Annotated in this window: 22 protein-coding genes; 12 read left to right on the forward strand and 10 right to left on the reverse strand. The window is 57.7% G+C overall.

Features of this window, described 5'->3' with window-relative positions:
* Nucleotides 1-6: 6 nt before the first annotated feature.
* The 3 genes from pncB to pncA form a co-directional block, all read right to left on the reverse strand.
* Nucleotides 7-1,296, reverse strand: coding sequence for a nicotinate phosphoribosyltransferase (pncB, locus tag LZG00_01755; protein ID MCF3592718.1), 1,290 nt, complete (start codon nucleotides 1,294-1,296; stop codon nucleotides 7-9).
* Between the two features lie 69 nt (nucleotides 1,297-1,365).
* Nucleotides 1,366-3,636 carry an ATP-binding protein gene (locus LZG00_01760; protein ID MCF3592719.1) on the reverse strand — a complete coding sequence of 757 codons (2,271 nt, stop codon included), beginning with the start codon at nucleotides 3,634-3,636 and terminating at the stop codon, nucleotides 1,366-1,368.
* Between the two features lie 125 nt (nucleotides 3,637-3,761).
* Nucleotides 3,762-4,358 carry a bifunctional nicotinamidase/pyrazinamidase gene (gene pncA, locus LZG00_01765; protein ID MCF3592720.1) on the reverse strand — a complete coding sequence of 199 codons (597 nt, stop codon included), beginning with the start codon at nucleotides 4,356-4,358 and terminating at the stop codon, nucleotides 3,762-3,764.
* 111 nt (nucleotides 4,359-4,469) lie between these two features.
* On the opposite strand from pncA, the gene LZG00_01770 reads away from it, so the two are divergent.
* The 4 genes from LZG00_01770 to LZG00_01785 all read left to right on the forward strand — a co-directional run bounded on the left by LZG00_01770 (nucleotide 4,470) and on the right by LZG00_01785 (nucleotide 8,133).
* Nucleotides 4,470-5,375: a rhodanese-related sulfurtransferase gene (locus tag LZG00_01770; protein MCF3592721.1), complete on the forward strand. Its 906-nt coding sequence runs from the start codon at nucleotides 4,470-4,472 to the stop codon at nucleotides 5,373-5,375.
* 115 nt (nucleotides 5,376-5,490) lie between these two features.
* Nucleotides 5,491-6,507, forward strand: a complete 1,017-nt coding sequence (locus tag LZG00_01775; protein MCF3592722.1) for an ABC transporter substrate-binding protein — start codon at nucleotides 5,491-5,493, stop codon at nucleotides 6,505-6,507.
* 59 nt (nucleotides 6,508-6,566) lie between these two features.
* Nucleotides 6,567-7,334 carry an ABC transporter ATP-binding protein gene (locus LZG00_01780; GenBank protein MCF3592723.1) on the forward strand — a complete coding sequence of 256 codons (768 nt, stop codon included), beginning with the start codon at nucleotides 6,567-6,569 and terminating at the stop codon, nucleotides 7,332-7,334.
* Nucleotides 7,327-8,133, forward strand: a complete 807-nt coding sequence (locus tag LZG00_01785) for an ABC transporter permease (protein ID MCF3592724.1) — start codon at nucleotides 7,327-7,329, stop codon at nucleotides 8,131-8,133. The genes LZG00_01780 and LZG00_01785 overlap by 8 nt, the downstream gene beginning before the upstream one ends.
* Nucleotides 8,134-8,179: 46 nt before the next feature.
* Here the strand turns inward: LZG00_01785 and serA are convergent, their stop codons facing one another.
* Together serA and LZG00_01795 are read right to left on the reverse strand one after the other, a co-directional pair.
* Nucleotides 8,180-9,775, reverse strand: coding sequence for a phosphoglycerate dehydrogenase (gene serA / locus LZG00_01790; GenBank protein MCF3592725.1), 1,596 nt, complete (start codon nucleotides 9,773-9,775; stop codon nucleotides 8,180-8,182).
* Nucleotides 9,776-9,851: 76 nt separating this feature from the next.
* The gene (locus LZG00_01795) at nucleotides 9,852-10,997 is read right to left on the reverse strand and encodes a phosphoserine transaminase (GenBank protein ID MCF3592726.1); all 1,146 of its coding nucleotides are present in this window, start codon (nucleotides 10,995-10,997) and stop codon (nucleotides 9,852-9,854) included.
* Between the two features lie 265 nt (nucleotides 10,998-11,262).
* On the opposite strand from LZG00_01795, the gene LZG00_01800 reads away from it, so the two are divergent.
* The 5 genes from LZG00_01800 to LZG00_01820 are packed head-to-tail and all read left to right on the forward strand — an operon-like array spanning nucleotide 11,263 to nucleotide 14,879.
* Nucleotides 11,263-12,144, forward strand: a complete 882-nt coding sequence (locus tag LZG00_01800; protein MCF3592727.1) for a helix-turn-helix domain-containing protein — start codon at nucleotides 11,263-11,265, stop codon at nucleotides 12,142-12,144.
* Nucleotides 12,141-12,611 carry a MobC family plasmid mobilization relaxosome protein gene (locus LZG00_01805; protein MCF3592728.1) on the forward strand — a complete coding sequence of 157 codons (471 nt, stop codon included), beginning with the start codon at nucleotides 12,141-12,143 and terminating at the stop codon, nucleotides 12,609-12,611. The genes LZG00_01800 and LZG00_01805 overlap by 4 nt, the downstream gene beginning before the upstream one ends.
* Nucleotides 12,608-14,167, forward strand: a complete 1,560-nt coding sequence (locus LZG00_01810) for a relaxase/mobilization nuclease domain-containing protein (GenBank protein ID MCF3592729.1) — start codon at nucleotides 12,608-12,610, stop codon at nucleotides 14,165-14,167. Before LZG00_01805 ends, LZG00_01810 begins: the two co-directional genes overlap by 4 nt.
* A 42-nt stretch (nucleotides 14,168-14,209) precedes the next feature.
* Nucleotides 14,210-14,548, forward strand: coding sequence for a type II toxin-antitoxin system RelE/ParE family toxin (locus tag LZG00_01815; GenBank protein ID MCF3592730.1), 339 nt, complete (start codon nucleotides 14,210-14,212; stop codon nucleotides 14,546-14,548).
* Nucleotide 14,549: 1 nt separating this feature from the next.
* On the forward strand, nucleotides 14,550-14,879 hold the full coding sequence (locus tag LZG00_01820; GenBank protein ID MCF3592731.1) for a transcriptional regulator: 330 nt from the start codon (nucleotides 14,550-14,552) through the stop codon (nucleotides 14,877-14,879).
* Between the two features lie 173 nt (nucleotides 14,880-15,052).
* Here the strand turns inward: LZG00_01820 and LZG00_01825 are convergent, their stop codons facing one another.
* Nucleotides 15,053-15,619 carry an isoprenylcysteine carboxylmethyltransferase family protein gene (locus LZG00_01825; GenBank protein ID MCF3592732.1) on the reverse strand — a complete coding sequence of 189 codons (567 nt, stop codon included), beginning with the start codon at nucleotides 15,617-15,619 and terminating at the stop codon, nucleotides 15,053-15,055.
* Nucleotides 15,603-16,307, reverse strand: coding sequence for a cation transporter (locus LZG00_01830; GenBank protein MCF3592733.1), 705 nt, complete (start codon nucleotides 16,305-16,307; stop codon nucleotides 15,603-15,605). The genes LZG00_01825 and LZG00_01830 overlap by 17 nt, the downstream gene beginning before the upstream one ends.
* Nucleotides 16,308-16,379: 72 nt before the next feature.
* Here LZG00_01830 and LZG00_01835 point away from each other — a divergent pair, with 72 nt between their 5' ends.
* Nucleotides 16,380-16,790, forward strand: coding sequence for a helix-turn-helix domain-containing protein (locus LZG00_01835; protein ID MCF3592734.1), 411 nt, complete (start codon nucleotides 16,380-16,382; stop codon nucleotides 16,788-16,790).
* Between the two features lie 81 nt (nucleotides 16,791-16,871).
* Here the strand turns inward: LZG00_01835 and LZG00_01840 are convergent, their stop codons facing one another.
* The 3 genes from LZG00_01840 to LZG00_01850 are packed head-to-tail and all read right to left on the reverse strand — an operon-like array spanning nucleotide 16,872 to nucleotide 18,164.
* Entirely contained in the window at nucleotides 16,872-17,486 is a 615-nt protein-coding gene (locus LZG00_01840) for a class I SAM-dependent methyltransferase (protein MCF3592735.1), read from the reverse strand.
* The gene (locus LZG00_01845; GenBank protein ID MCF3592736.1) at nucleotides 17,486-17,710 is read right to left on the reverse strand and encodes a hypothetical protein; all 225 of its coding nucleotides are present in this window, start codon (nucleotides 17,708-17,710) and stop codon (nucleotides 17,486-17,488) included. The genes LZG00_01840 and LZG00_01845 overlap by 1 nt, the downstream gene beginning before the upstream one ends.
* A gap of 1 nt (nucleotide 17,711) precedes the next feature.
* Nucleotides 17,712-18,164, reverse strand: coding sequence for a MarR family winged helix-turn-helix transcriptional regulator (locus LZG00_01850; protein MCF3592737.1), 453 nt, complete (start codon nucleotides 18,162-18,164; stop codon nucleotides 17,712-17,714).
* An 84-nt stretch (nucleotides 18,165-18,248) separates the two neighbouring features.
* On the opposite strand from LZG00_01850, the gene LZG00_01855 reads away from it, so the two are divergent.
* The gene (locus LZG00_01855; GenBank protein MCF3592738.1) at nucleotides 18,249-18,899 is read left to right on the forward strand and encodes a hypothetical protein; all 651 of its coding nucleotides are present in this window, start codon (nucleotides 18,249-18,251) and stop codon (nucleotides 18,897-18,899) included.
* A 45-nt stretch (nucleotides 18,900-18,944) separates the two neighbouring features.
* The gene (locus LZG00_01860) at nucleotides 18,945-19,625 is read left to right on the forward strand and encodes a DUF2306 domain-containing protein (GenBank protein ID MCF3592739.1); all 681 of its coding nucleotides are present in this window, start codon (nucleotides 18,945-18,947) and stop codon (nucleotides 19,623-19,625) included.
* Nucleotides 19,626-19,805 lie beyond the last annotated feature (180 nt).

Here is a 19,805-nt window from a genome sequence, read left to right on the forward strand (position 1 = left end):
CGCATCTTAAACCACAACCTCCATCCGCTCCTGTTCCCCCACCCCGAACACCCGCTTGTAGCGCTCGATTTCATCCGCCGGGCCCATCGCCTTGTTGGGGTTGTCGGAGAGTTTGACCGTGGGGTTGCCGTTGGCCGAGACGGCTTTGCAGACCAGCGAGAAGGGGGCCAGTGCGTCATCCGGCGTCAATCCGCGGAAGTCGTTGGTGAGCAGCGTGCCCCAGCCGAAGGAGATTTTGACGCGGCCCAAGAATTGCTGATGCAGGGTGGCGATTTTTTCGACATCCAGCCCATCGGAAAAGATGATCAGCTTTTCGCGGGGGTCTTCGCCGCGTGATTTCCACCAGTTGATTGCAACTTCGGCGGCGGTGGCGGGATCGCCGGAGTCGATGCGGATCCCGGTCCATTGGGTGAGCCAGTCGGGGGCGCGGTCAAGGAAGCCTTGGGTGCCGTAGGTGTCGGGCAGGATGATGCGCAGGTTGCCCTCGTGTTCCTTGTGCCAATCGGCCAGCACGTCATAGGGGGCCTTGGCCAGCGCGGCGTCATCCTCGGCCAGCGCGGAATAGACCATGGGGAGTTCGTGGGCGTTGGTGCCGATCGCCTCGATATCGCGCTTCATGGCGATGTGGCAGTTGGAGGTGCCGACGAATTTTTCGCCCAAGCCTTCGATCATCGCTTGCACGCAGCGGTCCTGCCAGAGGTAGGAATGACGCCGACGGGTGCCGAAATCGGCGATGCGGAGTTTTTCGAGCGGGCGCAGGCGTTCGACTTTTTCCCAGAGTTTGGTCATGGCGCGGGCGTAGAGCACTTGCAGCTCGAACCGGCGCATACCGTCGAGGACGGTGCGGCCGCGCAGCTCCATCAGGACGGCGAGGGCGGGGATTTCCCAGAGCATGACCTCGTGCCATTTGCCCTCAAAGGTGAGTTCATATTGGCCATCGCGCTTTTCAAGGTGGTAGTCGGGAAGGCGGAGTTGTTCGAACCACTCCATGAAATCCGGGCGGAACATCTGGCGTTTGCCATAGAAGGTGTTGCCGCGCAGGAAGGTGGATTCGCCGCGTGAGAGCGAGAGCGAGCGGATGTGGTCAAGCTGCTCGCGCAACTCGCCTTCGTCGATGATTTCGGCAAGTCGGATGGATTTGGTGCGGTTGATCAGCGAGAAGGTGACCTGGGTGTCGGGCTTGTTGTGAAACACCGATTGGCACATCAGGAGTTTGTAGAAATCATTGTCGATGAGCGACCGCACGATGGGGTCGATCTTCCATTTGTGGTTCCAGACGCGGGTCGCAATATCCAATGGTCAAAGCCCTTCTTGGCGGTTGTTGGGCCTGTTTTACGACAGATCGCAAGGACGCTCCATTGCTAATCACAAAGGTGGTGTCGTCGCAGTCGAAGGTGGAGGCGGATTGCGCTGCGAAAATGCGCCTGCGGCGCGGGCGCGCGCGGCCAGCACATGCAGGAGCACGGGCTTGCGCAGGGGCTTGGAGAGGAAACCGTCCATGCCGGCGTCGAGGCAGGCGGCCTTGTCGCTGGCAAAGGCATTGGCGGTGAGCGCAACGATCTGCGGCTGTGGGCCGGGGGTGGCGCGGATCTGGCGGGTGGCGGTAAGGCCGTCCATCTCGGGCATGGACATATCCATCAGCACGATATCAGGGGTGTGGGTGCGCACCATCTCGACCGCTTCGACGCCATTGCGGGCAAAAAGCAAGGTGATCTGCTGATCCTTGAGGTATTTGCGCAGGAGCAGGCGGTTGGTCTGATTGTCCTCGGCCACCAGCACCACCTTGCCAGCAAGTGCGTGGCTGTCGTTGGGCGTGTCGGCGCAATCGGGGGCGATTGTGGCAAGGGTGACCTTGATGGTGAAGGTCGAGCCTTTGCCCGGGGTGGACTGAGCCGTGATATCGCCCCCCATCTCGCGCGCCAGCAGGCGCGAGATCGGCAGGCCAAGCCCGGTGCCGCCAAACTGTCGGGTGGTGGCGCTGTCGGACTGGGCGAATTCATCGAACACCTGGTCGAGCCTGTCTGCGGGGATGCCAATGCCGCTGTCGCGCACGGTGATGGTCAGACCGAGGGCGTGGGCGTCACTTCCCGTCTCGCATGACAGGGTGACCGAGATGCCGCCGGTCTCGGTAAACTTGATGGCATTGCCAATGATATTGACGAGGATCTGACGCAGGCGGCCATCATCCCCCAGCACCTTTTTGGGCAGATCGCCCTGGGTTGTCACATCAACGGTGAGCTGTTTCTTGCGGGCCTCTTGCGACAGAAGCGTGATTGCATCGTCAAGAAGCCCCTTTGCGTCGAAGGCCACCGAATGCAGCGTGGGCGTGCCCGATTGCAATTTCGAGAAATCGAGAACGTCGTTGATGATCGTCAGCAAGGCTTCGCCCGAGCGCCGGATAGTGTTCACATATTGCCGATTCTCGGGGCTTAGCCCGGCATCAGCCAGAAGATCGGCCATGCCGATGATGCCATTCATCGGGGTGCGGATTTCATGGCTCATCGTGGCTAGAAAACGCGCCTTGGCTTCTGCTGCGGCTTCGCTGGCGGCCATGGCGCGGGCCAGTTCGGCCTCGTGTTTCTTGATGTCGGTGATGTCGCGTTCGATCGCGATTACCACATCGACATTGCCCGCGTCGTCCAGAAGCGGCACGATATTGGTGCCAACCCAGAAGTGTCGCCCGTCCTTGGCTTGATTGAGGATCTGGGTGCGGAGCGGGCGGCCTTCACTGATTGCGCTGGCGATTTCCTGCGACGCTTTTGCAGAAGTTTCCGGAGTGTTGGTGAAATCAGAGGGATCGTGCCCCCGGATCTCGTCCAGCGTGTATCCTGAGAGGCGGGTAAAAGCATCGTTGACCCAGAGAATGCGTCTCTGGGCATCCGTAATGATGACGCTGTCATTGGCATGTTTGGCCACCAGAGAGAGGCGCCGCGCCTCTTTCTGGCGGGCTTCGAGGTCGCGATTGGCCTGTGCCAAATCCCGGCTATAGACGAGAAGTTCGTGGTTTTTGCGTTGGCGGGTGTGAAGCGTTTGCACGATGTGATGGATGAAAAGGTAACTTGGATACGCCATGACTGTCATCGCGGCCAAATCAGCGGCGGCCTTGGGGTGAAGGCCGGGTTGCAACAAGATCGCGTCAAGGATCAGGGCAATCCCCGTCAGGCCGTAGACGCCAAACCGCGCGATGGTGGCGGGCCGGTTGTAGGGCAGCACCATACCAGCGTTGATCACCGCTGCCATCAAAAAGGCCATTGCAAATCCTGATGCGACTTGGTCGGGCGACATATGCCAGGCCAAAACGACTCCGAACGCAATTGAGGCGGCTTGGAGCGTGGCGGTTACGGTCGAGAAAAGGACGAGGCGGCGCAGCGGCGTGCCTCTTGCGAGCAAGGCCTCTATGCTCAAGAGGAAGAGGCAATCAATCGCTTCGCCAGTGAGCACCAGAAGGGCGGCGGCGAAGCCAGCCAAGGGCGAAACCAGGTTGATCAGCAGTGCCGTGACCACCACCATGAGGACTTGGCGGACCAGGAAATGCTTCAGCCGCCCGCGCGCATAGCTTCGCAGCAGCCCAGGTGGGCTGTTGCGGCGTTCAAACTCCGCAAGACGGCGATCTGATTCCAGTATTCCGACAAGCATCTAGGCGTGCTCTCCTCCGGTGGGGGAAATCACACTGTTCTAGCGATGCAGAAGTTAAAATATTGGCAATTTATTTGCGGAAAAATGCGAGAAACAATCGCTTTGCCAAAAGCTTTGGGAGGCCCTCAGCGTAAGGTTATGCCCGCGTTTCGCATGGCCGTTTCGGCGGCGTTGAGCGAGCCGTCAAGATCGATGGCGCGGCACAGGCTGGTTTCGACCACAACTTCAAAGCCCAGTTTTCGGGCGTCGAGGGCCGAATATTGCACGCAGAAATCGGTGGCGAGACCGGCGAGTGTGAGGTGGGTAATACCACGGGTTCTGAGCCAGCCTTCAAGCCCTGTTGGGGTTTGGTGGTCATTTTCAAAAAATGCCGAGTAGCTGTCAATTTCGGGGGTCATGCCCTTGCGCAGGATCAGCGCCGCCGGATCGGTTTTCAGGTTTGGGTGAAACTGGGCACCCTTTGAACCTTGGACGCAATGATCGGGCCAGAGCACCTGCGGCCCATAGGGCATTTCGACAAGATCATAGGGAGATTTTCCGGCGTGTGTGGATGCGAATGAGGCGTGCCCGGCCGGGTGCCAATCCTGCGTCAGCACGACGGTTCCGGCGTCGGCCATGCGTTGATTGATGCCGGAAATGATCTGATCGCCATCGCGCACGGCCAGCGCGCCGCCGGGGCAGAAATCATTTTGCACGTCGATCACAATCAGGGCGTCGCTCATGGTGTTCTCCTCTCACGCATTCAACTGAGACTGGCCGTAAGGTTGGGCGAGGTCAACCGGTCGCGAGTGTGGCTCTTGTCAGGTTGGGGGTTTGGGCGTAAATCGCGCCGTATGTTTACTTGTCGCGCTCTTTATCATTTCGCTCGTATTGATGATCCCGCTGCTGTGCAAGGGCCGCTTCAAGAGCTGTGTAACGCCAATGGCATTACCGGATCTCTGCTTTTGGCGCGCGAGGGGATCAATGGCACGATTGCGGGGACCAAGCCGGGGCTTGATGCGGTTCTGACGCATATTCAGACCTTGCCGGGTTTTGGCGATATCGTCTGGAAGGACAGCCCGGCGGCAGAGCAGCCGTTTCGGCGCATGAAGGTGCGGCTCAAGAAAGAGATCGTGACGATGGGGCAGCCCGACGTCGATCCAAAGGCTGCGGTCGGGCATTATGTTGAGCCTGAGGATTGGAACGATCTGATCCTCAGCCCGGATGTTGCGGTGATTGACACGCGCAACGATTATGAGGTGGCGATTGGCACGTTTCAGGGGGCCGTGGACCCTGAGACCGACACATTTCGCGACTTTCCTGCTTGGTGGGAGAAGAACAAGGACCGTTTTCACAACAAGCGGATCGCGATGTTCTGCACTGGCGGAATCCGCTGTGAGAAATCGACCAACTGGCTTTTGCAGCAGGGCGTGGAGGATGTGTATCACCTTAAAGGCGGTATTCTGAAATACCTTGAGGAGGTGCCGGCGCAGAAGAGCACCTGGGAGGGGGAATGCTTTGTCTTTGATGGGCGCGTGTCGGTGGGGCATGGGCTGGTGGAAGGGCCACATCTGCTGTGTCATGCTTGCCGTCGGCCAATTCTGCCGGATGACCGCCAACGCGCGGAGTATGAAGATGGCGTGAGCTGTCATCATTGTATTGATGAGACCTCGGAGGATGACAAGGGGCGGTTTCGCGAACGTCAAAAGCAAATTCGGCTGGCCGAGGAGCGTGGCACAACGCATATACGACGCGCCTGATCGCAGCGTCCGGGCCGTTTTCAAAATCACATTGAAGAGGCCTTAGTCCTTCCGCAATCGCCGCATTAATGATTAACTCCGCAACGGAGAACATTTGATCAAAGGGGAGAATTTCATGACATATCTTAACCGCCGCCACGCGCTGGGCTTGATGGGGGCTGCTGCGGCTTCGGCGCTGGCTACGCCTTCGCTTGCCAGTAACCGCAAGATCACCGTCGGCGCGCTTCGTTTCACCAGCCATTCAGCCAGTTTCGTCGCTGTTGTGCGGGGCTATTTCAAAGAGGCCGGGCTGGACGTTGAGCTGAAGTTCTTTCAGGCGGCGCAGCCGATGGCCGTGGCGATTGCCAGTGGCGATGTGGACTATGCGATTACGGCGATTTCGGGCGGGCTGATCTCGCTTGCCGATAAGGGTGCGATCAAGGTGATCGGGGGCAGTTTGAGCGAAGAACCGGGAATTGACGGGCAGTTGATCTTGGCGAGCGACGCGGCGTTTCAGGCCGGGTTGACCACGCCGAAGATGCTGGACGGCAAGTCTTTCGGCATGACGCAGGCGGGTTCGTCGTTCCATTATATGGGCAGCAAGGTGGCTGCGGCGGAGGGGGCCAATATGACCTTCAAGCCGCTGCAAAAGGTTGGTGCCGTGATTGGTGCGCTGAAATCCGGGCAGATTGATGCGTGGTCGATCGTGCCGCATATTGCCAAGCCGCTGGCCGGATCGGGCGCGGTGCATATTATCGGCAATATATCGGATTACCTGCCGAATTATCAGGTCACGACCGTCTTCACCTCGGCCAAGAATGCCAGCGATGAGGCGGAGATGACCAAAAGCTTCTTGGCCGGATATTCCAAAGGTGTTGATGATTACAACGCCGCCATGATCGAAAAGACCGGTGGTGAAGAGGGCGTGAATGAGATGGTCGCGCTGATTCACAACTATGTCTACAACGACCGACCGATTGAAAAGGCAGCACCGTCGATCATCAACGGCACGATGCGGCTTAATCCCGGTGCGGCGCTGAACATGGCATCTGTGTCGGATCAGCTGGAATGGTTCAAGGCCGAAGGGCTGGTGGATGGCGGCGTGACGATGGAGACGCTGGTCGATGCATCATATGTCGAGACGATTGGCTAAATAGGCTAAAGGGTGAGGCCGGCCTGTAATGGTCGGGCCTGTCCGAAGCGGGGCTGTTCATGGAACTCCAACTTAGCAATGTCAGCCACGCTTATGGCGGCACCGAGGTGCTGCGCGACATCACACTTGCCGTTCCCGAAGGCAAGATCGTGTGCATTGTCGGGCCGTCGGGCTGTGGCAAATCCACCTTGTTGCGCATGATGGGCGGGTTGGAGCGGCCAGACCGGGGCGAGGTTGCGCAATTGGGCGAGGTGCCCGAGGGGTGTCTCAACCCGCTGACTTATGTTTTTCAGGATTTTGCGCTGCTGCCTTGGCGCACCGTCGAGGGCAATGTTGCGCTGGCGCTGGAAGATCATCGGCTGGGCGCTGGGCGGGTGAGCGAGATTGTCGGCGATGTTCTGGCGCGCACCAATCTGACGGATTTCGCCCGTGCGCTGCCGCGGCAATTGTCGGGGGGTATGAAACAAAGGGTCGCCATTGCGCGGGCGCTGGCGGTGAATCCGGCGGTGATGCTGCTTGATGAACCTTTGTCGGCGCTGGATGCGCAGACGCGTGAATTGCTGATGGATGATCTGGTTGGGTTGTGGTCGCGCACGCCATTTACAGCCGTGTACGTCACGCACAATTTGGCCGAGGCGGTACGGCTGGGGCATTTGATTGTTGTCTTGTCGCGTCGCCCCGGCGCGATCCACGAGATTGTTGAAATTGATACACCGCTTGATGAGAGAGACTCGGCTGATCCTGCGCTTGAGGCCAAACGCCAGCATCTTTGGCAGTTGATGCGCGATGAGGCGCGGGCGGCGGATGCGGAGCTGGCGCATGTCTGATTTGGAAATGGCGGATGCAAAGCCGGTTCCGTTTCGCGGCGGTGGCTTTGCGCCGCGCCCGAAACGCTGGGTCGGATTCGTGGTGTTCGTGTTGTTGATCGCCGTTGCCGAGATTGGCACACGGCAAGGATGGATTTCCGCGTTGACCTTGCCGAAACCTTCCGATGTGCTGATTACGTTCAAGGAGCTTTGGCAGTCTGGATTGCTGTTCAAACATCTTGTGCCGTCGCTGACGCGGCTATTGGTGGGTGCGACGCTGGGCGTGATGGTGGGCGTTTCGGTGGGGGTTCTGATCGGGCTTTTCTCTTACGTCCGCTCGGGGTTGGTGCCGGTTGTCGCGGCCTTGTTTCCAATTCCGAAAATCGCGCTTTTGCCGCTGTTCGTGATCTGGTTTGGCATTGATGAGGCTTCAAAATACGCGCTGATCGCGTTTGGCACGTTCACGCCGACGGTGGTGGCGACCTATGGCGCGGTCGACAATGTGGACCGGGGATTGATCCGCATGGGGCAGAGCTTTGGCCTGTCGTGGTGGTCAATCGTGCGCAAGATCGTGCTTCCGGGGGCGATGCCGGGGATACTTTCAGGGCTACGGATTTCGCTGGCGATTGCCATTATTCTGCTGGTCGCGGCCGAGATGCTGGGAGCGGAATATGGCATTGGTGCCTATATTCTGGAGGCCGGATCGCTTTATGACCTTGAGCGGCTGTTTGCCGGAGTTGTCATACTGTCGCTTTTGGGGGTGGTTGTTTCGACCGTGATTTCACAGATCGAGAAACGGCTGCTGCGCTGGCGCAGTTAGGGGCGCTGCCCCGGTGCCAAGGACCGGGGCAGGCTTTTGCTCAAGTTCAGACGACGTCGAATTCTAGCGGTTTGATCTGCTGGAAAAGTCCTGTGGCGCGGAGTTTTTCGAGCACGTCGTCGGGCACTCGCGCATCGACATAGAGAAGCGCAATGGCGTCGCCGCCGGCATGGTTACGGCCCAAGGTGAAGTTGGCGATGTTGACACCGTTTTCGCCCATCGTCGTGCCCAGTGTGCCGATGATGTTGGGCTCGTCCTTGTTGGTGGTGTAGAGCATGTGTTGGCCGACTTCGGCGTCGATATTGATGCCTTTGATCTGGATGAAGCGCGGTTTGCCATCCGAGAACACGGTGCCACCGATGGAGCGTTCGCGCTTGTCGGTCACGACCGTCACCTTGATGTAACCCTCAAACGCGCCGGATTTGTCTTGGCTGGTGGTCGAGATCTTGATGCCGCGTTCCTTGGCGATGACCGGGGCCGAAACCATGTTCACATCCGGGTTGACGGCTTTCATGATGCCCGCCACCCCGGCGCAGTTGAGCGCATCAAGGTTCATAGTAGCGGCCACACCGTCATAAAGGATGTTGATTGCCTTGATCGGTTCATCCGTCAGCTGGCCGATGAAGCTGCCCAAATGGCCGGCCAGCTTGATCCAGGGGCCCATGTGCTTGGCCTCTTCCGCCGTGACGGAAGGCATGTTGAGCGCGTTTTCCACGGCACCGGTGAGCAGGTAGTTTGACATCTGTTCGGCCACCTGCAGGGCGACGTTTTCCTGAGCTTCAGAGGTGGCGGCGCCGAGGTGGGGCGTGCAGACCACGTTCGGGAGACCGAAAAGCGGGTTTTCGGTAGCGGGTTCGACGGAAAACACGTCAAAAGCGGCCCCGGCGACATGGCCGGATTTCAGCAGTTCAGCGAGGGCTTCTTCATCAACCAGACCGCCACGGGCACAGTTGATGATGCGCACGCCCTTCTTGGTCTTGGCGAGGTTTTCACGGCTGAGGATGTTCTTGGTCTGCTCGGTGAAGGGCACATGCAGCGTGATGAAATCGGCGCGTGCGAGAAGCTCGTCCAGCTCGACCTTTTCGACGCCCATTTTCGCGGCTTTTGCTTCCGACAAGAACGGATCATAGGCGACGACCTTCATGTGCAGACCGAGAGCGCGGTCACAGACGATGCCACCGATGTTGCCCGCACCGATCACACCGAGGGTCTTGTTGGTCAGCTCAACCCCCATGAATTTCGATTTTTCCCATTTTCCGGCTTGGGTCGAAACGCTGGCTTCGGGGATTTGGCGTGCAACGGCGAACATCATTGCGATGGCGTGTTCGGCGGTGGTGATCATGTTGCCGAACGGCGTGTTCATTACGATCACGCCTTTTTTGGAAGCCGCGTCCTTGTCGATGTTATCGGTTCCGATCCCGGCGCGCGCGATAACCTTGAGGTTGGTGGCCGCGGCGAGGATTTTCTCGGTTACTTTGGTGGCCGAGCGAATAGCGAGGCCATCGTATTTGCCGATGACTTCGGCCAGCTTGTCTTTGTCTTTGCCAAGGGTGGGTTCGAAATCAACTTCGATGCCACGGTCGCGAAAAATCTGAACGGCGGTTTCGCTGAGTTTGTCGGAGACGAGTACTTTGGGAGCCATTGGTGTGGTCCTTTTGAAAATGGGGAAAGGTTCGGGGGCGCGCTGTGGCGACCCCGGAAACTTGGTGAGATAGCGATCAGGACTGGGCCGAGATTTCCGACTCAAACGCCCATTCGAGCCAAGGCATCAACGCCGCTACGTCAGCGGTTTCAACCGTGCCGCCGCACCAGATGCGCAGGCCCGCAGGGGCATCGCGATAGGCCCCGATGTCGAGCGCGACACCTTCGTTTTCAAGGCGTTTTGCAACGGCTTTGGCGAAAGCGGCGCCGTCTTTGATACGCGCGTCGGTGAATTTGAGGCACACAGAGGTGTTCGACATGGTCGCCGGATCAAGCGCTAGAAAGTCGATCCAATCATGCATTTCAACGAAATCGGCAATCGCTTTGGTGTTGGCGTTGGCGCGACCAATCAGGCCTTTGAGGCCACCGACCGAGCGGGCCCAATCGAGCGCGACGAGGTAATCTTCGACCGCGAGCATCGAGGGGGTGTTGATGGTGGCGCCGGTGAAGATGCCATCAATCAGCTTGCCACCTTTGGTAAGGCGGAAAATCTTGGGCAGGGGCCAAGGCGGGGTGTAGCTTTCCAGCCGTTCAACCGCGCGCGGGCTGAGGATCAGCATGCCGTGGGCCGCTTCGCCGCCCAGCACTTTTTGCCAAGAGAAGGTGGTCACATCGAGCTTGTCCCAAGGCAGATCCTGCGCGAAGGCCGCCGAGGTGGCGTCGCAGATGGTCAGCCCTTCGCGATCCGCCGCGATCCAGTCGCCATTCGGGACGCGCACGCCAGAGGTGGTGCCGTTCCACGTAAAGACGACATCATTGGCAAAATCGACCGAAGCGAGATCAGGCAGTTCGCCGTAGTCGGCGGTTTTGATTACGGCGTCGAGTTTGAGTTGTTTGGCAACATCGGTGACCCAGCCAGAACCGAAGCTTTCCCACGCCAGCATTTCAACGCCACGCGCGCCAAGCATCGACCACATGGCCATTTCTACGGCGCCGGTATCAGAGGCGGGCACGATGCCGATTTTGTAGTCGGCGGGGATGCCGAGCACCTCACGCGTGCCTTCGATCGCGTCCTTGAGCTTGGCCTTGCCGATGGCGGCACGGTGCGAACGGCCAAGGGCGGCGTCCGAAAGCTTATCAAGCGTGAATGTGGGGATTTTGGCGCAGGGGCCAGAGGAAAAACGCGGGTTTGCCGGCCGCGTTGCCGGTTGATGTATAGCCATTTGTGCTATCCTTCCAGATAAGCGCCCTTCGTTGGGGAAGGGTGTCCCACCGCCGGACATACGGAACCCCAGTAAAAACAGCAATAGGCAAAGGTGTTTGCCTTGAAGTTAAATGTAGCCTTTTGCAGAACGATGCAGGAACGCATGTTTCCTATTGGCACAAATTTGACACAAGGAAATCCGGTTTTGTTCCACAACACCCAGCCGCAGAATCGTGTGGAATGCTTAATGCAATCAGCCCTTTTCTGGCGGGTCAGGTGGCGTCATGAGTGGCATGGCGTTGATCTGGGCCGCGAATGTCAAAGGCCTGAAGCCCGCCGCCAAGATCGTGCTGATTCAGCTGGCGGACTTCCACAACAAGGAAACCGGCCAGTGCAACCCAAGCGCACAGCGGTTGGCGGACGAATGCGAGATGGGCCGCGCAACGCTGTTCCGTCACATGACCACTTTGGAAGATTGCGGTCTTATCACCCGCCATGCTCGCGGTGACGGCGATGGCGGGCGTGGGTCTAATCAGTATGAGCTACACCTGGACATTACCCTCGGTCCAAGCGCACGCCTGAAGGGTGGGGGCAGCGGCCCCACTGGGGTTGTGTCTCAAAATGAGACGGGGGGAAACGTCTCAAAAACTCGGGGGAAAAGTCTCAACGGTGAGACGGGGGTAGTCTCAAATCGGGACACGAACCTTACCATTGAACCTGTGAAAGAACCACCTACGCGCAAGCGCGAGGCGGCGGAGGGTGATGAAGCTCAGAAGATTTTGGCAGCATATCCGCCTGACCGATTGCGCGGCAGAGCGACCTGCCTTGCCCAGATCGAAGAGGCCATGAAGGAAGGGATCACACCGAAGGACCTTTTGCAGGCCGTCCAAGCCTACGCCACTGACAGCGCAGGTTTCACCCGCTCCAAGGTCTGCTTTTCCGACAACTGGTTTCAGTCGCGGCGCTGGCTGGCCTATGTTGAGAAGCAGGCGGAAGACCGAGAAAAGTCGGTAGCGTTGCAGGCCGATCACCATGCGCGGTTAGCTTGTTGGGTCAGTGAACGCAGCCCGATGTGCAAACACATCACGGCCCCGCAAGTGACAGCTTTGCTTGCCTCAAAGCTGGTGACACAGGCGCAAATCCAAGCCGCTGGCCTCAGAATATGACCACAACCGATCCGACCACAGAGCAAACAGCAAGGTTACCCACCGATTACATCGGCGGGACTTGTGAGGGGCGGCCTGCCTCCCCTTCAAACCCCAACCAGACGCGCGATGAGCGCGTCAAAGAGGGCCTTTCCGAGGCTGTGATCTTTCGATGCACTGTTGCGGAGAAGGCCGCGCTTGTCGCCAAGGCAGACGCGGCTGGACTGCCCAACGCCACGCTGATGCGCGAGGCCTTGGGGCTGGTCCAAGCGCGGCGGCGCAAGCCCGTGCCGCGTGTTGACCCTTCGCTGACGGTTGCCGTTGCCCGCGTCGGCGGCAACCTCAACCAATTGGCGCGCTGGATCAACGGGGCCGTCAAATCTGGCCGCGCAAGCCAGATCGACGCCCTGAAGGTCAGCGCGCGGCTTGTCGCGATTGAGCGCCAGTTGGCCCAGATCATCGACCAGCACAGCGAGCGCCTGCGATGATCATCTCGTTCTTTTCGTCTGGCACAGGCGGCGGTGCAGCCCCTGTTGACTACCTGACCGCACGCGAAGTTTTGGCCTACGACCAAAACCGCAACCTGATCTGCGATGAATACGGCCAGCCGCAAACCAAAATCCGTCACCCGCTGCCCGAAGTGCTGCACGGCAACTCTGACTGGACGCGGGATTTGATCGACGCCAGCGCGAACAAGTGGAGCTACACCGCAGGCGTGATCAGCTTTGCGGACAGCGATCAGCCCAGCGAGGACGCTCAGCAAGAGGTCATTGAGCAATTTGAGGCTCTGGCCTTTGCAGGGCTTGAGGCGGATCAATACGACTGCCTGTGGGTGCGCCATGTCCACGAAGACAATGTCGAGCTGCACTTTTGCACGCCCCGTTTAGAGTTGGCGACGGGCAGGGCTTTGAACATCGCACCACCCGGCCATGAGGCGGCGTTCAGCACATTGCGCGACGTGTTGAACAAGACCCACGGTTGGGTTGACCCGATGGAACCTGACCTCGCCCGTGACTTCAAACTTGTCCGTGAGAGCGCCGAGCGTGCAGAGGCGCGGCAGGTCATCATCGGGGCGCTCTACGATCAGATTGACGCGGGCCTGATCACCGACCGCGCAACTATGGTCGCCTTCTTTGAAGACACGGGCTTCGAGGTCACGCGCCAAGCCGCAAAATCAATCAGTGTCCGCGATCCTGAATTTACGAAACCGTTCAAACTGGAAGGCATCCTCACTCATGAAAACTGGTCCACAACCCGACATGCAGAAATCGCGGCTGAGTATGAAGCTGACGCAGATGCAAACCGAACAAGAAGACTTGATGGCATCACACATGACGGCCTTCGTGCAGACCTCGCAGACCATGTTGAACGACGCGCAGAATACAATGAAGAACGATACAGCGCACTTTCTGTTTCACAACAGGAACTTGTTCGAGGAACGGATCGAACTGATCAAGAATTGGATGACGTTCTCACCTTGGATCATCACGGGGATCATCGTGACGGGGATCGCCTTGATGATGGTCGCGAGTTGGCTTTGGACGGTCCAACTGACGCGCTCAGAACTGACGGAACTGGGCCTGACGCGGATCGGCAGGGAGGACGGGACGTGGCTGGTGCTGGACCCGACCAAGACACGCCTGAGGACCTGCACACTGGGCGGCAGGTCAGTGACCTGCATCAAGATCGAGGAGAATTAGATGACGACACCCCTGACAGCTTTGGAACGCGACTTGCTCGCCTGCGTCGAGCGGTTGGTGACGGCCTGCGAGGTCTCAGCAAAGGAATTGAGCGGGTTAGAGGAACGCTCGACGAGCAGGATACAGAACCAGATGGATGGATTGGCCGCCTGCGTGTCAGTGCTCATTCAATCGCAAACAGCGTCCGTGGCTGCGTTGCACGGCTTGTTGAGCGAGGGCTCGAACTACGGGAGGCTGCGCACGCAACTAGAGACGAGCTTGAATTTAGTGAAAGCCGCCGAAGAGAGGCTGAGACAGAGCTAGAAGAGCGCGAGGTCGAGATGGACCGGGGGCTGACGCATTGAGGGGGCAAAACTAATTGACAAATGGTAACGTATGTGTCACCAATGGATCCAATGATTAAGCTTGTTGTCTATGTCACAGAGGCAGGGAAAACGCCGTTTGAAGATTGGTTCAATGGTCTTGATACGACGGCGGCGTTGAAGGTGCGAACGGCGCTTGCACGGATCGAGACGGGTAATCTGGGCGATGTGAAGCCAGTTGGGCAAGGCGTGTCCGAGCGGCGCATCACCTTCGGCCCCGGCTACCGCGTCTATTTCGGCCAAGACGGGGATACCCTCGTGATCCTGCTGTGTGGCGGCACCAAGAAGCGCCAGTCGAAGGACATCGAGCAGGCCAAAGAATATTGGGACGACTACAAGGCCCGCAAAGAGAAAGGCGAATAACATGCCCCTGACGAAAGACTTCAAAGATACGATCAAAGCGCGCGCTGAGCGCGATCCTGAGTTTCGGGCGGGGTTGTTCCGCGAAGCTATCGAGGCGATGCTCAGCGATGATCTGGAGACCGGAAAGGTGCTGCTGCGTGACTACGTCAACGCCACTGTGGGGTTCGAAGCCTTGGCCCAAGATATGGACAAGGATCCCAAGAGCCTGATGCGGATGCTTAGCGCCAAAGGCAACCCGCGAGCTGATAATCTGCTGGCGATGGTGTCACGGTTGAAGCAGCGCGAAGGCGTATCTTTGTCTTTGACCCAAGGCAATCAGCTACACGCGTAATTTTTCATTCTGCCTATCTGTGCAATATCTAGCCCCAAAATCTGCTTCGAAAGTTGAAGCCTTCTTGTGAACGGGCAAGACCGGATATTCGCTGCGCTCTTCCTGAACTGACACAACGCGGGACTTTGCTGCCATTTGAGTTCCAAAAAGGAACGGCAGCTCTCAGTCGTAGTTCACAGGTATCGGCGCACCCGTTCCTTATAGTACCGATACTGATTACCGTAGTTTGCTTCCAACCATGGTTCTTCGGCAATCGGCGCGACGGCCAAAACAATGTCACCGATGCCCGCAATGACAGAGGTCCACCCGGATGCCGAAAGCACCGCCCAACCCAGCAAGATCGCCATGTCTGCAACATACTGTGGGTTGCGGGAATACCCATAAAGCCCATCCGTCTTCAGTTCTGCGACTTCGCCACTTGTCGCACCAAAGCCGATTTCTCTAACACCTATCCAGACAATCGCATTTCCAGCAAGGATAAGCGGAACGCCCACACCCCATCTGATCGAAACAGGCCAGCCGAAGCTGTTCCAGTTCACAATCCCCAGCAGGAAGGTCGCACCAAAGATCGCGATGGTTGCCACCCACACCCGCATCTTGATGCCTGTGGTCGCCTCTTTTGGCGGCCATACACGACGATCCGGAAAGGCGATGGACCACGCAAATGCGCCCAAGAGGTAAAGGCCCGCAATTCCACCAGTCACGACCGCACCAGTTTCGATGTCAGTGAGCATGGTCATGCCCGTGGCTTTCCAGTGCGCCCAAGTCTTCGCCAGAACGAAACTCTTGCCATGCCTGCATGAGAATGAGTTGCGCAGAGCGGAGAAACAGACCAGCCATGATCATTGCTACAATCAGGTCAGGCCACGCTGAGCCGGTCAGGAACACGGCGAAACTGGCGACCATGACGGCAACATTGCCAATGGCATCATTGCGCGAACACAGCCAGACTGACCGCACGTTCGCATCTCCGTCCTTGTAGCGCATCAACAGCAGAACACTTGCGAGGTTCGCTGCGAGGGCAAGCAGGCCGATCAGACCCATAATTTCAGCCCTTGGGACCCCCAAGACAAGAATCTGGTAAAGGGTCGAGCCAAAAACCCACAACCCCATCAAAAGCAGGCTCAAACCTTTGAGTAGAGCAGCGGTCGAACGAACTTTTGGGCTCATTCCGATGACAGCAAGGCTCAGACCATAGGTCAGCGCATCGCCCAGAAAATCGAGCGCATCCGCCTGCAACGCCTGCGATCCAGCGAGCTTACCTGCCGACATTTCCACGATGAACATGGCAGCGTTGATGAAGATGACGATCCACAACACGCGCTTGTAACCGGGATCAAGGCCATCAAAACGAGGATTGCCCGAGCATCCGCAGGCGGCACCTTCGGGTTCTGGTGTAACGGGGTGTGGGGCTGTTTCGGTGGTCATATCGCTATCCTTGATCTCTACAAGGAAAATATATAATCCCTCTAGTAGCTATAGCTTCAAGAGGTAACTTTCATGTTCTCAATCGGACAGCTTTCAAAGCGTACCGGGGTAAAAATCCCCACGATCCGCTACTATGAACAGATGGGTTTGATTGATTCGCCGGAACGCTCGGAAGGGAATCAGCGCCGATACACCAAAGAAGGCTTGAGCCGCCTGTCGTTCATCCGCCATTCCCGCGACTTAGGCTTCTCGGTTGAAAACATTCGAGGACTCTTAGAGTTGAGCCAGCATCCTGACAAACCGTGCGATGACGCACACGGCATTGCTGTTCAGCATCTGAAAGACGTTCAGGACAGGATTGCAAAACTGCAGCGGCTGGAACGCGAACTAAAGCGGATCAGCAAATGTGACGCTGGCAACATAGCTGATTGCGCCGTCATCGAAACGCTTGCAGATCACGGGCTTTGCGAGACGGAACACTAGCGGTCACTTGCCAGTTGTCGCGTCGGGAAGGGCTTTTTGTGCGCGGTTCCAGGCAAGGATTATCAAATTTTTGCCCTCACGTTATCCCTTGTTGCCCCTGACACAGATTGCCGGAGTGGGTCCGCTGATGATTTTAGTGGTGCCCATCCCCGCGAAACCGGACGCGCCCAATGCCTCAATGATCGCATCAATCATATCGCGAGACGATGAGGTGCCATCTGCATCCAGTCTGGGCTGATAGGTGGTCAGACAAGATCCACCCGGAGCCAGCGCCCTGGCCACGGCACGAAAAAAGCCGGTCTTGTCTTGTTGAAACTGGATGACGTTCAGCGAGAATACAAAGTCAAATGTTTCTGGCCAGTCCGAAAGCCGGTCCATCCCCCCAGCGACCAATTCAACCTTTTCGCCCGATCCCAGCTTGCGCAGCCGATTGCGGGCCTGCCGGATCATCACGTCAGAATGATCCAGTCCAACCATCCGCCCTGTTGTGATGATCCCGGCGCACTTTGACAAGGCCAGCCCCGGACCACACCCGATTTCCAGCACGCGGCTGTCTGGCTGAAGCTGCATGAGATCGACGGTCTTTTCATTGCGCAGTTTGTTCGATGGTCGGGCTGCCATAATCCGGCCCGCCAATGCGCCAAGACCACCCGAAGGCTGTCGAAATTGGGCGACAATGCCGGATTTGAGGGACATCAGGCCTGTCCCTTGCGGGCAATCCACCAAGGCAAGGTGAGTAGACCGCCAACCGATAGAACAAGCAGGCAGAGGGCCAATGCATGCCGGAAGGCCATCTCTGGAAAACCCAAAAGGTCCACCGCAAATGTGTTCCACGACCAAAGGGCAGCCACGCCCCAGAGAAGCAGGGCCAAGAAAGTGAGACCAATAGATTTGCCGTGCCGGTTTGTTTGTAGCGTCATGTCATTCTCCAGTGATTGTTATGCTTTCGATCATTTCGTTCATCTGCGCCAAAAGTTGCGTGGCGGCGATGATTTCGCGCTCAGGCAGGGCATCTGCTAGCTTGGACATTGGTTCCAATTCCCGTGCCTGGATTTCAGAAAACAGGCCCGCACCCCTTGGGGTCGGGTGATAGAAATCCGATCTCTTATGATCCGGGTTATCCTCGGTGCGCACCAGTCCGTTCTCCAGCAAGACATTCATGACCTTCTGAACGTGCTGGCGGGAAACTCCCCTTTCCTTTGCAATCTCTGGAACCGTTTGCGGAGCCTTCGATACCAGTGCCTGAAGGACCGCCCGCATCGACGGGTTGACCTCCAGATCAGCGTGCAGCGCTTCTGCAATAGTCTTGAGTCTGTTGAACGCCGTTCTGATCTCACGGATCAACGCGGTCATTTCTTGCTGCTTTTGCGTCATAGGCATTCCTTGGGATTACAAGATTGACAACTTGGTTGCCAATATGTCATTACGACAACCAAGTTGTCAATAAGGATTCTTGAAATGTTCACGCAAACCCACCTTCTGCTTGGGGCCGCCGTCTATGCCAGACCGGGAAACTGTGCAGTCGCCATTGCGGGTTTGGTGGGGGCATTGGTGCCAGACACCGACGTCTGGTTGATGTTCATCATCGAGCGGCTGAATGGGTCCAGTGGCTGCGAGGTTTTCCACTATCGCTATTGGGAGCCGCCTTGGACCACGCTTCAGATGGCGCTGAATTCAATCCCGGCCTATCTGGCGCTCATCGCTACGGGCTTGGCCTGCATTGTCTTTCCCGGCAGCAAGCTGCGTGCCTTTGCAATTGTGCTGCTTGCCTTCGCAAGCTCTGCGCTCCTGCACGTCTGCATCGACTTTCTGTTGCACCATGACGATGCCCGCGCCCAATGGATGCCATTCTCCGGGTGGGTATTTCGTTCGCCGGTGTCTTACTGGGATCCGGCCTATTATGGCTCGGTTTTTGTGCCCTTTGAGATTGGGCTCGGGCTTGCACTTGTCGCGCTTGTCGGTCGGCGATTTGGGGACAAGCGGATGTGGGTCATTCTTGCGATCCTTCCCCTTGGCTACGTCGGTTCAATCGCGGCTGGCCAGATGTCTGGTGCTGATCACCTGCGCGGTCCCGGCTCGTGCGAGATACTTGCTGACCGCGAAGTTTGACCGGAAATCGCATGAGCAAGCAGATAATTTAATAGGGAGATAGCTATGTCTTGTTTTCGTTTCGGTCGCTGGCGCATCGGAATGTGGAGCGTATGGAGCCTGTTGGCAATCATATGCCTAGCCTATGGAGCTTTCGCGATCTCTGCCGGTTTCTCACTTACCGAGACTGAAAAGATCCGTGCGCTTCCGATTGCCTTCCAATTTCACGCCCTGGCGGGCGGCGTTGTCCTGATCTTCGGTATTTTTCAATTCAACCCATCCATCAAGACCCGCTGGGTGTGGCTGCATCGCTGGGGTGGTCAAATATACGTAGTCAGCGCCCTCGTGGCGAGCATCGCAGCATTGATCAACGCAGCGTTCTTCGACGTAAACTGGACGGCGCGCCTGTCGTTTACTCTCCTTGGGATCACGTGGTTTTTGGCAACAGCCAACGCCTACCGATTGATCCGAAAACGAAAATTTGCGCTTCACCGGGAATGGATGCTGCGAAGCTTCTCACTGTCGCTGTTCTTTGTAACGTTTAGCATTTGGGTTCCTGCGTTGGCAGTAAGTGGGCTTGAACAAAATGCGGCATATGTGATCGCAGTGACGCTAAGTTGGGTCTTCAACCTCTTGGGCGCAGAGACCTGGATAAGACTGACGCGGAAAAGGTTTCGCTTGAAGCCGCTACAAAATCTCGTGCCACAGACCCTGGGCAAAACCCCCAATGAATTGGAGCGCTTTTGACCAGACCACGAGAAGCCGACATTCGTTCAGGTTGCAGCATCAGGTAGTATGGGGCTCTCCTGACACCTTCGACGGTTGATCCGTCAACGACCAGTCTAGGACGGTCTGCCTTTCGCTGCACCACGCATCAACTGGCAAGACGCGGACAAACCGACCATTGCCCTGATTTTTCCAATGCCT

The organism is Rhodobacteraceae bacterium LMO-JJ12 (genome assembly GCA_021555075.1).
Lineage (GTDB): Bacteria > Pseudomonadota > Alphaproteobacteria > Rhodobacterales > Rhodobacteraceae > JAKGBX01.